This is a genomic window from Psychroflexus halocasei, from assembly GCF_900107595.1.
Taxonomy (GTDB): domain Bacteria; phylum Bacteroidota; class Bacteroidia; order Flavobacteriales; family Flavobacteriaceae; genus Psychroflexus; species Psychroflexus halocasei.
Map to the genome: position 1 here is coordinate 112,440 of NZ_FNQF01000003.1, position 14,469 is coordinate 126,908.

Annotated in this window: 15 protein-coding genes and 1 other RNA gene; 12 read left to right on the forward strand and 4 right to left on the reverse strand. The window is 31.2% G+C overall.

The window, feature by feature from the left end:
• Position 1 precedes the first annotated feature (1 nt).
• From BLV84_RS04615 to BLV84_RS04655, 9 genes are all read left to right on the forward strand, one after another.
• The gene (locus BLV84_RS04615) at positions 2-1,156 is read left to right on the forward strand and encodes an efflux RND transporter periplasmic adaptor subunit (protein ID WP_093240502.1); all 1,155 of its coding nucleotides are present in this window, start codon (positions 2-4) and stop codon (positions 1,154-1,156) included.
• A 9-nt stretch (positions 1,157-1,165) separates the two neighbouring features.
• The gene (locus BLV84_RS04620; protein ID WP_093240505.1) at positions 1,166-1,846 is read left to right on the forward strand and encodes a response regulator transcription factor; all 681 of its coding nucleotides are present in this window, start codon (positions 1,166-1,168) and stop codon (positions 1,844-1,846) included.
• Positions 1,839-3,224, forward strand: coding sequence for a sensor histidine kinase (locus tag BLV84_RS04625; protein ID WP_093241098.1), 1,386 nt, complete (start codon positions 1,839-1,841; stop codon positions 3,222-3,224). The genes BLV84_RS04620 and BLV84_RS04625 overlap by 8 nt, the downstream gene beginning before the upstream one ends.
• 124 nt (positions 3,225-3,348) lie before the next feature.
• On the forward strand, positions 3,349-3,660 hold the full coding sequence (locus BLV84_RS04630; protein ID WP_143521324.1) for a DUF3570 domain-containing protein: 312 nt from the start codon (positions 3,349-3,351) through the stop codon (positions 3,658-3,660).
• 42 nt (positions 3,661-3,702) lie between these two features.
• Positions 3,703-4,659, forward strand: a complete 957-nt coding sequence (locus tag BLV84_RS04635; protein WP_093240509.1) for an NAD-dependent epimerase/dehydratase family protein — start codon at positions 3,703-3,705, stop codon at positions 4,657-4,659.
• Positions 4,646-5,359: a glycosyltransferase family 2 protein gene (locus tag BLV84_RS04640; protein WP_093240514.1), complete on the forward strand. Its 714-nt coding sequence runs from the start codon at positions 4,646-4,648 to the stop codon at positions 5,357-5,359. Before BLV84_RS04635 ends, BLV84_RS04640 begins: the two co-directional genes overlap by 14 nt.
• 1 nt (position 5,360) lies before the next feature.
• Positions 5,361-5,987: a lipid-A-disaccharide synthase N-terminal domain-containing protein gene (locus BLV84_RS04645; protein WP_394330494.1), complete on the forward strand. Its 627-nt coding sequence runs from the start codon at positions 5,361-5,363 to the stop codon at positions 5,985-5,987.
• Positions 5,981-7,576: an ArnT family glycosyltransferase gene (locus tag BLV84_RS04650; protein WP_093240519.1), complete on the forward strand. Its 1,596-nt coding sequence runs from the start codon at positions 5,981-5,983 to the stop codon at positions 7,574-7,576. The genes BLV84_RS04645 and BLV84_RS04650 overlap by 7 nt, the downstream gene beginning before the upstream one ends.
• Before the next feature lie 17 nt (positions 7,577-7,593).
• Complete coding sequence (locus BLV84_RS04655; RefSeq protein WP_093240523.1) at positions 7,594-8,175, forward strand: cytochrome b/b6 domain-containing protein; 582 nt, start codon at positions 7,594-7,596, stop codon at positions 8,173-8,175.
• 100 nt (positions 8,176-8,275) lie between these two features.
• Here the strand turns inward: BLV84_RS04655 and BLV84_RS04660 are convergent, their stop codons facing one another.
• Genes BLV84_RS04660 through BLV84_RS04675 form a run of 4 tightly spaced genes read right to left on the reverse strand, consistent with a single transcriptional unit; the run spans position 8,276 to position 13,519 of the window.
• Positions 8,276-9,547: an adenylosuccinate synthase gene (locus tag BLV84_RS04660; RefSeq protein WP_093240528.1), complete on the reverse strand. Its 1,272-nt coding sequence runs from the start codon at positions 9,545-9,547 to the stop codon at positions 8,276-8,278.
• Between the two features lie 2 nt (positions 9,548-9,549).
• Positions 9,550-10,011, reverse strand: coding sequence for a Fur family transcriptional regulator (locus BLV84_RS04665; RefSeq protein ID WP_093240531.1), 462 nt, complete (start codon positions 10,009-10,011; stop codon positions 9,550-9,552).
• Positions 10,012-10,029: 18 nt separating this feature from the next.
• Positions 10,030-12,249 (reverse strand): RelA/SpoT family protein, encoded by a 2,220-nt coding sequence (locus BLV84_RS04670; protein ID WP_093240536.1) that lies wholly within the window; start codon positions 12,247-12,249, stop codon positions 10,030-10,032.
• Between the two features lie 28 nt (positions 12,250-12,277).
• Positions 12,278-13,519: a M48 family metallopeptidase gene (locus BLV84_RS04675; RefSeq protein WP_317041005.1), complete on the reverse strand. Its 1,242-nt coding sequence runs from the start codon at positions 13,517-13,519 to the stop codon at positions 12,278-12,280.
• A gap of 161 nt (positions 13,520-13,680) precedes the next feature.
• On the opposite strand from BLV84_RS04675, the gene BLV84_RS04680 reads away from it, so the two are divergent.
• From BLV84_RS04680 to ssrS, 3 genes are all read left to right on the forward strand, one after another.
• Positions 13,681-13,971, forward strand: coding sequence for a hypothetical protein (locus BLV84_RS04680; protein ID WP_093240540.1), 291 nt, complete (start codon positions 13,681-13,683; stop codon positions 13,969-13,971).
• Positions 13,972-13,985: 14 nt separating this feature from the next.
• On the forward strand, positions 13,986-14,279 hold the full coding sequence (locus tag BLV84_RS04685; protein ID WP_093240543.1) for a cell division protein ZapA: 294 nt from the start codon (positions 13,986-13,988) through the stop codon (positions 14,277-14,279).
• Between the two features lie 67 nt (positions 14,280-14,346).
• A non-coding RNA gene (gene ssrS / locus BLV84_RS04690) (6S RNA) lies at positions 14,347-14,463 on the forward strand.
• Positions 14,464-14,469: the final 6 nt, after the last annotated feature.

Here is a 14,469-nt window from a genome sequence, read left to right on the forward strand (position 1 = left end):
CATGAAAAATTTAAAATTTATATATATACTATTTATCATCATTACAGGATGTACTTCCTCTGAATCAAATCAAAATTTGGATGAGAAAAATGAAAATAATCTTTCGCATGATGATGAACATATTGAGGTTTCTCAAACGCAATTTGAAACAACAAATTTTGAGCTTGGCAAAGCTGATTCTTTAGACTTTTCAAATAAAGTTAGTGTTAGAGGTTCAATTGATGTCCCACCAAAAAACAAAGCGTCTGTGTCAACCTTTTTTGAAGGTTATGTTTCAGAAACATCTCTTTTAATCGGTGACATGGTCGATAAAGGCGATGTTTTAGCCGAGCTTTCTAATCCGGATTATATTACAATTCAACAAGACTATGTTGAAAACAATGCCAGATTAGAGTTTTTAGAATCTGAATTTCAGCGCAAGAAAAATCTTTATGATGATCAAGTTATTTCACAAAAAGTTTTTCAAGAGACACGGAGTCTTTATAAAGCTGCTCAGGCAAAAGACAATGCTTTGAAGAAAAAAATTCAGCTGATGAACTTAAGTTCAAAAAGAATTTTAGAAGGACATTTCTCTGAAAAGATAAAAATCTACTCGCCTATTTCTGGAAAAATCTCTAAAATGTTTATCTCTCAAGGAACTTATGTAGCTAAATCTGAACCGATGATGGAAATTATCGATACTGATCACGTGCATTTAGAATTGAAAGTTTTTGAGAAAGATCTCAATTTTATCAAACCAGATCAAGCTGTAGAATTTCAAATTCCTGAAATTTCAGATAGTATTTATGAAGGCTACGTGAGGTTAATCGGTGCTGAAATCGAGAGTGACAGAAGCATCAAGGTTCATGCACATCCTAAAGAAGAATCTGAACGATTTAAGGTTGGGATGTTTGTAAAAGCTTCATTTAATAAAAATACCAAAAAACAACTTGCCTTACCCGAATCAGCCTTTGCTGATTTAGATGGACATACTTATGTTTTAAAGTTAAAGCAACAAGACGGTGATCATTATGTTTTTGAAAAAATAGAAGTTGAGAAAACTGAACAACAAAATTCATTTAAACCTTTAATCACATCCGCTGAAATTGATATGAATACTGTCTTTTTAACAAAAGGAACCTTTGATTTATTGACTGGTGATTCAGCTGGACATTAACATTAATATATGAACAATTCAGACTTTACAATACTAATAGCAGAAGACGAAGTTGATATTGCAAAATTTATAAAATTAGGCCTTAGTGAAGAAGGCTATCGTTGTCTGGTTGTAAAAAATGGCGAAGATGTTTTTAAAGTATTAGAACAAAATACAGTTCATATTATATTGTTGGACTGGATGATGCCAAAAATGAAAGGTATTGATGTATGTAAGCAATTAAGACATAAAAAAAACACCACTCCTGTTATTTTCTTAACTGCCAAAGACACAGTAGAAGATACAATTGAAGGCTTAAGGAGTGGTGCTAATGATTATATTAAGAAACCTTTTAACTTTGAAGAATTACTTGCCAGAGTAGAAACACATTTAAGGCTACATTATAAAATTGATGAAATTATAGTGCTTGGTGATATCCAAATTAATATAAGTAAACATTCCGTTAAGAAAGGTGACAAAAAAATATTATTAACCGATAAAGAATTCAATTTTCTAACGCATTTAATTCGTCATAAGGGTGAGGTCTGTACTAGACAATCCATTATTGAAAATGTTTGGGATATCCACTTTGAATATGATACAGGTATTTTAGACGTTTATATGAATGCGATTAGAAAGAAATTAAAACTTGAAAAAAATAAATTGATCAAAACCGTAAGAGGTGTTGGTTTTATAGCAAATGATGAATAAATTATCAATTAAAAATAGAATTGCTACATACTCTGTTTTGGGTATAGCGAGTCTATCTTTAATAGTTTTTATAGCTATTTATTTCACTGTTAAAAATACTATTTTCAATAAATTTGATAAACATTTAAATTTTGAGGCTCAAAAACATTTAAACGAACTTACATATGTAAATGACAGCGTCTATTTTGTGTATAAAGACGAGTGGTTAGAGCGAGAACATATAGAAGTTCAAACCTTTCCTTTATATGTTGAAATTGTTGATTTAAATGGTAACATAATTGATAAGTCTCCTAATCTATATAATGTCTCACTTAAGTTTGACCTCAACAGGAATACTAAATTTATAGTCAATCAGCGTTTAGAAAACAAAAAGATTAGACAAATTCAATTACCTTTAATTAATCAAGGGAAAAAATATGGATACCTGGCTATATCAATGTCCATAGATGATTCTGAATTACTTTTAAAGTCTCTTTCTGACACACTATTAATAATCTATCCAATTTTATTAATAGTCACTTTTTTCACTTCTAGAATTATTTCAAGAGTTACTATTAAGCCAATTACATTAATTGCCAAAACAGTAGATGAAATCAATTCGAGCAATCTTAACAAGCGTGTTCCAGAACCACGTAGTGGAGATGAATTGGAAACTTTATCGAAAGCAATCAATGATTTCTTAAACCGTATTGATGCAGCTATCAAACGTGAAAAACAATTTACTGCTGATGCTTCACATCAATTACGAACACCACTTTCTGTCATTAAAGGTAACTTAGAAGTTTTGATTCGTAAAGAGCGTCAAACTGAAGAATATGTTGAAGAAATACAACAGAATGTCTATAAAATAGACAGCATGGCCAATACATTGGAAAAATTACTTGTATTGGCAAGACTTGACAACAAAGAAAAAAATATTGAAGTTGAAAAACTAGATATTTATCACTTAACAGAAGCTATCCTAACAAATTACAAACAGCAAATACTACAAAAAAATATTAGCTTAAACGTGAAAAAAGTTTCTAAAACTAAGTTTTATGTTAACAAAACCTATTTGAGTTTAATTTTAGACAATTTAATTTCTAATGCTGTAAAATATGCAAATCCAAATACAACAATTGACATTAAGTTTTTCTTAAGCAAGTTAAATTTAAAAATTTCAATCAGCAATATCGGCCCTAAAATTTCTGATAAAGAAAAAAAACTAATCTTCAACCCATTTTATCGAAATATAGAACACACAAACACAATTAAAGGTGATGGATTAGGCTTAGCAATTATCACTAAGGCAGCACATTTATTAGATATCAAACTTGATTTATCTTCAGCTAAAACTACTACTTTCAGTATCGAAATACCTTTAAGGTCGCAAACTTAAGATTTGCTTAAGAAATGTCTATTTTTATACATTAAAATTACTTATACCGTTATTTTGTAATAAACCTATAACGTTATGAAAAACATTTTTGTTATTTTAATATTCACTCTGAATATTTCAATGTATGGCCAAGATTGGTATAAATTATACTTTGTATCCAATGTATAGATATTACACACAAAGCAAAGCTGATTATTTTGGCAAGTATAATAACATTTTATCAACACAAGAATTTTATACTTCAGATTATGATTTGGATGATTATGATGCACATCAATACGGATTAGGTTTTAAGTTTTATGATCCACTCAACAAGCTTAATATTGGTGGTTTTGGATTAAAAAGTATAGACATAGAATATAACTATTATGAACGAACTACTCAGAATTTCTCTGCTCATATCACCTCAGTTGGTTTTAGTTTTATAGCGCATTAAATAGTTTTTTTTAGAATCGAATACAAAAAACAAACAATTTAAATGAAAGTACTCATCACCGGTATTGCAGGATTTATAGGAAGCCATATGGCTGAATACCTTCACCAGAAAAATTTTGTGGTTGAAGGTGTTGATAGTTTTAATGATTATTATGATACAAAATTAAAGCGCTTTAATGCAGAGGTTTTAAATGCTCAAGACATAAAAATCATTGAAGGAAATCTCTGTGATGAAAACACCTACAAAATGCTTGATCAAGATTATCATTTTATCATTCATTTTGCTGCGCAACCCGGCATATCAGAGACAAGTTCTTTTGAAAGTTACTTGAACAATAACCTTATTGCGACCCAAAAATTAGTTGAGTTCGCCAAACTCCAAAAACAATTGGTACAGTTTATCAATATCAGCACCTCATCAGTTTACGGCAAGTTTGCTACTAAAAATGAAGAAGCAAAAGTGGAGCCGACGTCTTATTACGGCGTCACAAAGTTAGCTGCCGAACAATTGGTTTTAGCCGAAGCTAGAAAACATCATTTTAAGGCTTGTTCCTTGCGATTATACTCAGTTTATGGACCTAGAGAACGACCAGATAAACTTTATACAAAACTTATTTCTGCTGGCATTAATAATCAAAAATTCCCACTTTTTGAAGGCAGTAAATCACATAAACGTAGCTTTACATATGTAGATGATATTGTCAATGGAATTTATTTAGTCATAAAAAATTATAAAAAAACAAATTTAGAAATCATTAATATTGGTAATTTCCAACAAGAGACAACCGAAAACGGTATTCTATTTGTTGAAAAAAACTTAAAAAAACACATCTCTATAGAGACTAAATCTCCGAGAAAATCTGACCAACAAGAAACAGTCGCTGATATTAGTAAAGCAAGACAGTTGTTAGGCTATATACCAAAAACACATTTAAATGAGGGTATAAAAAAACAAATAAAATGGTATAATAATATGATTTTAAAACATGGAAAAATATAAATTAACGATTATCATCCCAGTTTTTAATGAGTCAGAAAACTTAAAGAGAGTAGAAAGGGAATTTTTAGATTATTTTAAAAGTTCTAAACTTCAAAGTAAAGCTTTGTTTATTAACGATGGCTCGACTGACGATAGCTTAAAAATTATCAAATCAATTTGTAAAGAAAATGAGCGTTTTCAATATATAAATTTTGATAGAAACTATGGATTAAGTACTGCTATTAAAGCAGGTTTTGACCATGTTAAAACAGAATTGACGGGTTATATAGACGCTGACCTTCAAACACACCCTAAAGATTTTGATTTACTCATAGAGCATATAGGTGAATATGATTTGGTAACAGGTAATCGGTCAAATAACAGAAAAGACAGTTTCGTTAAAAATATGAGTTCAAAAATTGCTAATACTATTAGACGCTGGTTTACAAATGATGGAATGGATGACACAAGCTGTCCTCTCAAAATAATTAAAACAAGTTACGCTCAAAGAATACCAATGTTTAAAGGTTTACATCGTTTTTTACCGGCAATGATTTTATTACAAAACGGATTGATTAAACAAATTGAAGTTAGACACTTTCCTAGAGTTGCTGGTAAGGCCAAATTTGGATTATTTAATAGACTTTTTGGTCCATTAATCGATTGTTTTGCCTATATGTGGATGAAAAAAAAATACATCAATTACAAAACAAAATCATAGCATGATAACTGAAACTTTAAGTTATGTGATAGGTTTTACAGCACAGATTTTGTTTTCAAGTCGAACTCTATACCAATGGCTTTCATCTGAAAAACAAAAGAAAGTTGTGGCGCCACGCTTCTTTTGGCAACTCAGTTTGTTGGCTTCATTTCTATTGTTTATTTATGGTTATCTCAGGAACGACTTTGCAATTATGCTTGGTCAGAGTTTAACTTATTTCATCTATATCCGCAATATTCAACTGGCGCAACAATGGAAAAAATTTCCTGTATTCCTCCGATGGTTTTTAGTCATATTTCCCTTTTTGATCGTGCTCTATTACTATAATAATAACACACTTGATCTCAATAAATTAATATTTAATAATGACATGTCAGATATTTTATTTGCATTAGGCATTATTAGTCAAGTTTTATTCACATCCCGTTTTATTTATCAGTGGTTGTATTCTGAAAAGAAAAGAACATCTAGTTTACCTCTTGTTTTTTGGATTATCAGCTTGTCTGGATCAATCTTAATCTTAATTTATGGTTTGCTAAGAATTGATCCTGTTCTGATTTTAGGCCATATTTTTGGAATTTTTATTTATTCAAGAAACATATATTTATTATCCTTAAAACCATGTTAACATTTATTGAAAAACATCCTACTCTAACATTAATCATATTCTGTATTTTAGCATATAGCTTTCATTTAAGTTCATTGCAAGTTTCAATTATGGAAGCTAGAAATTTTATTGTTGCCAGAGAAATGCTGACTGAAGGCAATTGGTTGTTAACGACCATGAATGATGTTCCTCGTTATGAAAAGCCTCCTTTTCCTTCCTGGTTTAGCACTCCACTTATTCAATTTGATATTAACTCCATCGTTTTAAATAGACTACCAACAAGCATAACGGCAACGCTTGGTGTTTTACTAAGTTATTATCTGTTTAAAGCATTGAGTAACAGCAAAAAACTAGCTTTAATAGCGGGGTTAGTCCTAGGCTCTTCATTTTATTATATAGCCATAAGGTTTGAAGCCCCATCAGACACCTATACACATGTAGCTATGATTGGAGGATTATTATTTATGGTGAAAACTTTACAGTCTGCAAAACTTAAATTTTTGTATGCATTTCTCGTGATTTTAGGTTTTGCTATTTCAGTTTTATCAAAAGGGCCTGTAAGCTTATACGCTCTTTTTCTTCCTTTTATTATAGCTTATTTGATAACGTATAAATCTACAACAAGACATATAATAATCATATTAGTCTTATTAATCTTAGGCACAGCACTAGGAGCAAGCTGGTATCTATATGTTAGATTAGAAAACACTAAAGTTTTTTTAGAAATAGCTAATAAGGAAGCCAATAACTGGTCTAGTTATAATGTAAAACCTTTTTATTACTACTGGAGTTTTTTTATACAATCTGGCATTTGGACCATTCCTGCATTTCTTAGTTTAATTTACCCTTATTTCAAGACTAAAGTAAAAAACAAAAAATTATATCTTTTCAGCTGGCTTTGGACTATTATAGGCGTGGTGCTTTTATCAATTATCCCAGAAAAAAAATCGCGTTACTTAGTGCCTGTTTTATTTCCTTTAGCATTGAATATAGCTCAAATTCTAGTTTATCAATTTAAAACTAAAAAACTTGACAAGCTTAGCAAATACATGATGAAACTTCATTATTTGATCTTGTTTTTGATTAGCATTTCTATAGTTGCTCTACCTTATTTTATTGAGTTAAAAACAACTGAATTTTGGATTTGGTATTATATACTAGTTATTTTTATGTTTGGAGTTTCAGGCTTAATTTTTTTCAACTTCAGACCTTTACAATCAAAGAGCTTATTCTTATCGAATATCTTTTTAATTGTAATTATAAGCTTTATTGGTACTTATGGTATAAAATTCATGAAAGGAAACGAAGATTTCAAAACCTTAGCTTCTTTCCAGATAAAAAACCCTTTATACTACTACGCTGAAATCCGACCTGAAGTCATTTGGGAATCTGGTACAATATCCAAACCTTTTAAGATTTCAAAAATCCCAAATGGCAAAGAACAAATTCTAGTAATCGTCAATAAGAATGCTGCTCAGGAATTTGAAGATAAAATTGAGAAAAAATATACTGTGCTATCAACAGAAAGTTTCGATAGAAATTATTTTAAAGAGCGAGAGAGAGATCAGTATGTTGTTTATACAATTCAAGGTAAGTCTGCCACAAAATAATTTTAAACTAAAGCATCATGAAAAGAACATATTCGAAAATTTATCGCATCATCCACTGGGTAATTGCCATATCATTTTCTTTTTTATTAATCACCATTTTCCTAAGGTTAACATGGATGGAAAAAGAACACGTGGCTGGAATTATAGGAAATTTTCTTAACGAAAACGGACAATCCTTACCTCAAGAGCAGTTAATTGTTTTAGCAAAGCAAATAAGAAAACCCATGTGGGATTGGCACATTTACACTGGATATGTATTAGTTGGTCTATTTGGTTTAAGATTCTTACTCCCATTATTTGATGAAATGGGCTTACAAAATCCATTAAATAAAGAATTGAACATCAAAGAAAAATTCCAAAAATGGACTTATATCTTTTTTTATATAGGTGTTGTCATTTCTTTAATTACAGGTTTATTAATTGAGTTTGGGCCGAAAGCATGGGAAAAAATAACCGAAGAAATACATAAACTTTCTATTTATTACTTAGTTGCTTATATTATCATTCATATATCGGGTGTTCTTTTAGCAGAATTCACTAATCAAAAAGGAATTATTTCAAGAATTGTAAGTGGGAAATTTATTTTTAATAAAAAGTAGCATTTTGAAAGTTTCAAATTTAGAGACTTATTAATATCCATAATGAACAAAGTCTTCAAGTTTTGAGAAGGCTTTGTTCATTATAATAAAATTATTATCTTTATATAAGAATAGTCTCTTTTCTGTCTGGACCTACGGAAACAAGCTTGATAGGTGTTTTCAATTCTTTCTCGATAAATTCTACATAAGTTTTTAAGTTTTTAGGTAAAGCATCATAATCTTTGACTTTCGTGATGTCTTCACTCCAACCTTCAAATTCTTTATAAATAGGTTTAACGTTTTCTGATTCAATATTAAAAGGAAGATGTGCTATCTTTTCTCCTTTATATTCATAACCCACACAGACTTTTAAAGTGTCAAAACCGCTTAAAACATCAGCTTTCATCATCATTAACTCTGTAACTCCGTTAATTTGTGTTGTGTATTTTAAAGCGACTAAATCTAGCCATCCACAACGTCTTGAGCGACCTGTAGTTGCTCCAAACTCATGTCCTACTTTTGCCATTCTTTCACCATCAGCATCAAAAAGTTCTGTTGGAAAAGGACCACTGCCTACTCTTGTCGTATAAGCTTTAAAGATCCCGAAAACATCTTTAATTTTTGTAGGAGCAATTCCTAAACCTGTGCATGCGCCTGCTGCTGTTGTGTTAGAAGATGTTACAAAAGGATAAGTTCCAAAATCAATATCTAATAATGAACCTTGTGCACCTTCAGCCAATATTGTTTTTCCTTCGGCTTGAAATCTATGTATATACTCTTCAGAATCAATAAATGTCAATTCTTTGATTTTTTCAATTGCCTTAAAAAACTCATGCTCAAGCTCTTTTAAATCATATTGAACATCGACATTATAAAACTCAATCATTTTTTGGTGCTTATTGGCTAATTGTCGGTATTTTTCCTTCCAATCATCCATCTCAAGATCACCAATTCGCAAACCATTACGACCCGTTTTATCCATATAAGTTGGTCCAATGCCTTTGAGTGTAGAACCTATTTTTGCTTTTCCTTTAGCAGTTTCTGAAGCTGCATCGAGCAAACGATGTGTTGGTAATATCAGGTGTGCTTTACGAGAAATTAATAATGATTTTTTGTAATCAATTTTAAATTTCTCAAGACCATCAAGTTCTTTTTGAAAAATAACAGGGTCGATAACAACTCCGTTACCTACAATATTGATAGCATCTTTATGAAAAATGCCTGAAGGTATTGTGTGTAAAACGTGTTTGATGCCATCAAATTCAAGTGTGTGTCCTGCATTTGGCCCGCCTTGAAATCTTGCAATACTGTCGTAGTTTTTTGTGAGGTAATCTACAACTTTACCTTTTCCTTCGTCTCCCCATTGAAGACCTAGAAGTAAATCTACTGCCATATTTAGTCAGTCTTATCGTTATTTTTAGTGCCGTAAAAGTATAATGAGTGTTTGTCAATTGTAATGTCAAACACTTCTTCTATTGTTTTTTTGATCGATTCAATACGCGGATCACAAAACTCAATCACCTCTCCTGTGTCTGTCATAATCACATGATCGTGTTGTTTATCAAAATAAGATTTCTCGTATTGAGCTTGTGTTTTACCGAACTGGTGCTTTCTCACCAATCCGCAATCCAAGAGTAAATCTATCGTGTTGTAAAGCGTTGCTCGACTAACACGGTAGTTTTTATTTTTCATTGTGATATATAAGGATTCTATATCAAAATGCTCTTGATTGTCATAAATTTCCTGAAGTATAGCATAACGTTCAGGTGTTTTACGATGACCATTATCTTCTAAAAACTTCGTAAAAACATTTTTGACGACAGCTTGATCGTTATTAATATTTTTTTTTGTAGCCATGTTGCAAATTTAAGTTTTTTATTCTCTAAAAGCCTTATCAATTCCTTCTATTTTTTTAAGGCGATTTAAGATCTTATTAACTTCAGCATTATTTTTCACCTTAACAACTATTTTACCTTCAAAAACACCATCATTACTTTTAAAACTGATGCTTTGCATATTAATCGTCATGTTTTTAGAGATTTCTGCTGTAATCTCACTCAATAAGCCCAAGCCATCAATACCAGTTAATTTAATATTGGCTGTAAATTCTTCTTGCGAAGAATCTATCCATCTTGCTTTTAGTATTCTGTAAGCATAGTTACTTTGAAGCTGTATTGCATTAGGACAATTTTTTTTGTGAATTTTTATTTCTCCTGAAGCAGTTGTAAACGCGAAAACACTATCACCAGGAATGGGATGACAGCAATTAGCTAAAGTATAATCTAGTTTTTGTTCATCATCTCCAATAACCAACTGATCATACTTCTCAGTGATTTCATCCGAAGTATCTTTCACTTGAGTTTTACTTGGACGTCGCATTTTATTTTTAAAGAATGAAACAAAAGCATTGCTTTTCGATGACGCATAATCTTTAATAGCAACATTATCAATCGTTCCAATTCCTACGCGATAAAAGAGATCTTGACTGGTTTTTAATTTAAAAAAGTTAACCATCTCATTGACATTCTTTTCATTAAGGTCAATCTTTTGAGATTTTAATTTTCTTTTTAAAATTTCTTTTCCATCTTCAGCAACTTGTTTTTTAGTTGCATTTAAAGCTGATTTAATTTTAGACCTCGCTTTGGCAGTATTTGTAAAGTCAAGCCAGTTTTTGTTGGGCTTAGCATTTGAAGATGTGATTATTTCAACTTGGTTCCCAGATTTTAACACCTTACTTAACGGAACAATTTTACCATTGACCTTAGCTCCACGCGTTTGCATACCAACATCTGTGTGAATTGTAAAGGCAAAATCTAACGCAGTCGCTCCTTTCGGTAAAGATTTTAAATCACCTTGAGGTGTAAAAACAAATATTTCTTTTGCATAAAGATTCAGCTTAAATTGCTCAACAAAATCAACCGCATTCAGTTCGTTGTTTTCTAAGGCATCTTGTAATCTATTAAGCCAAATATCAAGACCTTGCTCTTCAACATCTTGATCGCCATGTTTATATTTATAATGTGCTGCGTAACCTTTCTCGGCAATTTCATTCATGCGAGCACTTCTAATTTGTACTTCAATCCAGCGGCCTTCTGGGCCCATAACAGTAATATGTAAAGCTTCGTAACCTGTGGACTTTGGAGCTGAAATCCAATCACGTAAACGCGTCGGATTAGGTCGGTAAAAATCAGTGACAATTGAATAAATTTTCCAAGCTAAAAACTTCTCATCCTCTGGCGTAGACTCATAAATAATACGAATTGCAAACTTGTCATAAACTTCATCAAAGCTGATGTTTTGAGCTTTAATTTTTTTACGTATAGAAAATATTGATTTATGCCTCCCTTTAATTTCACACGCAATATTTTCTTGATCTAAAGCTTGCTTGATTTGGCCTGAAAAGCTTTGGATGTATGATTCTATATCTTCTTTGCTATCTTTTATCTTACTTAAAATATCATGATAAACCTCTGGTTCAGTGTATTTTAAACTAAGATCTTCAAGCTCTGTTTTAATATTATAAAGACCAATACGATGTGCAAGAGGTGCATAAATGTAAAGCGTTTCTGAAGCTATTTTGACCTGTTTATCAGGACGCATCGCATCCATGGTTTGCATATTATGCAGACGATCGGCTATTTTGATAATAATCACACGGATATCATCATTCAAAGTCAGCAGCATCTTTCTGAAGTTTTCTGCTTGAAGTGAAATATCACCATCGCTTTTTAATGTTGAAATTTTAGTTAAACCATCAACAATGCGCGCGACCGTTTCGCCAAACATTTGTTCGATATCGGAAAGTGTGTATTCGGTATCTTCAACAACATCATGCAATAAAGCTGCGGTAATTGAAGTGGCATCTAAGCCTATTTCCGAAGCTACAATTTTGGCAACAGCAATAGGATGAAAAATATAAGCCTCACCAGATTTTCGTCTTTGCTCTTTATGTGCTTCAACGGCAGTTTCAAAAGCTTTTCTGATCATCACTTTATCTTCATCCGTTAGGCTTCTGTAGCTAATTCGCAGCAGTTCTTTATATTCTTGTGCGATTGCTTTTTTTTCCTGTTCTAAATACTCCTCGGTTAATTCCATATATCAATATCTCTAGCTGCCGTTAAATTTAAACATTCTGTCGTAAATTCCTAAACCTTTGAAGTAAACTTGGATGCGAATAATTTAAAAACACATTTAAAGAATGGGGTGTCAAATTAGATAAGCTATCGCGTGATAATTTTTTTAAAGCATTCATTAAATGAGTTCCTGAAAAAGTTTCTTTAGCAAAATTATCAGCTTGATATTCAAATTTACGAGAAATAATATTTCTCAAAATTCCTAAAATAGTATTGACAGGTGCGTAAATAAAGCTAAAAGCGATCAAACCTATGTGAAAATTAGGTTCTTCAACACCTAATGCTTGACTGATTATAGGTGAAATGATAAAAAAAGACAGAATATAGAAAGTCAAGCCTGTTGTAATCAATGCCATCATTAAATTAAAAATGATGTGCTTTTTCTTGTAATGGCCGACTTCATGAGCTAACACGGCGACAACCTCGTCAGGTGTCAATTTTTCAATTAACGTATCGTAAAGCGTCACTTGTTTTTGAGAACCAAAACCTGAAAAATAAGCATTGGCCTTTGAGCTTCTTTTAGAACCATCAATGACATTAATTTTGTCGAGATTAAAATCTTCTTTTTCAGCATATACTTCAATTTTATGCCTTAAATCACCTTCTTCTAATGGCTTTAATTTATTGAAAATAGGAACGATCAATTTTGAATAAAACAAATTCATAAATACAATGATAACTGCAGTAAAAAGCCAAGCCAGCCACCAGAAGTTATCAGCTAATAAGAGATAAAACCAATTGATGAGCGCCAAAACCAAACCTCCTACAATAATTGTTAAAGCAATACTTTTAAGCTGGTCAAGCCAAAAAACCTTTTTTGTGCTTCGGTTAAAACCAAATTTTTCCTCAATAACAAATGTTTGATAATAACTAAAAGGTAAATTAATGATGAAAGACGCACCGAAAAGAACACCAAAAAAAACTAAACTGATTAAAATCGGGTGATTAAACTGTGATGACGAAAAATGATGAAGCCACTCAAAACCGTTTAAAAAAATAAAACTCAAAATTAGCAACAGACTAAAACCTGAATTGATTAAGCCAAAATAAAGCTGTTGACGTTTGTAAGCTTGTGATTTTTCATATTCTTTATCATCATAAACATCAGACAAAATCTCTGGTACAGGATCATTAAAATGTTTTGCATTAAGCAAGGAAACATATAAATCAAAGAGAAAGTCGGCTAAAATAAGACCAACAATTAGATAAAAAATAAAATCTGAAGTCATCATCATCTTTAGTTTCAGCAAAAGTAAAATTAAATACTGAAGTGACTTCAAAAGCTAGATTTAAACAAGCTTAAAAAAATGAAACCAACATTAAGCCGTAAAAGTATTGTGATATTCAATTAATGATATTAAATTTGCCTTGATGTGCATTTGTAATAAAGTTGATGGGAAAATTAGTTCAAATAGTTGAAAAGCTTGAATTAGCAACAAAAAAGCTAGTTTTAAAACAACAAGATTTACAAAAAGAAAATCAAGGTTTAGAAAAAAAAATTATCAATAAAGATGATCAAATCAATTCTTTAAACCAAAAAATTGAAAAGCTTCAACTTGAGAATAAAAATCTCAAAACGGCGAATGCACTGTTAGGCAGTAAAGACTATAAGAGAGAAACAAAGCTCAAAATAAATCGTTTAATTAAAGAAATTGACGAGTGTGTCGTACAACTCGCAGATTAATTTAAATTTGTTTAATGGCAACAGAAAAGCTCAAAATTAAAATCTCAATTGCAGATCGAGTCTATCCGTTGTCCATAAGGCCAGAACAAGAAGAAGGCTTACGAAAAGCTGCAAAAAAAATTGAAGAAACTATAAAAAGTTTTGAGCAAAATTATGCAGTGCGAGATAAACAAGATGTATTGGCAATGAGTGCACTCCAATTTGCTGCAGAAACTGAACAAAGTAAAATCAGTGGTTCGCAGGATATAGAAAAAGCAAGTTTTAAACTTGAAGAGTTAGAAAGATTAGTCAATAAACAATTGAAGTAAAATATAAACGTTCTTTACATATTAAGATAATACAATACTGCCTGTATTAGTCGTTAGATTTTGATAAACTCAACACTTATTCATTAAGAAGGGTGTAGTTTTAGTTGTAAAAGCAAGCCGCCACTTTTTGTGAAGCGGATCCTTGATCAGTTAAGCAGCCCTAAACCTGTTATAAACGGAGTTTTATACA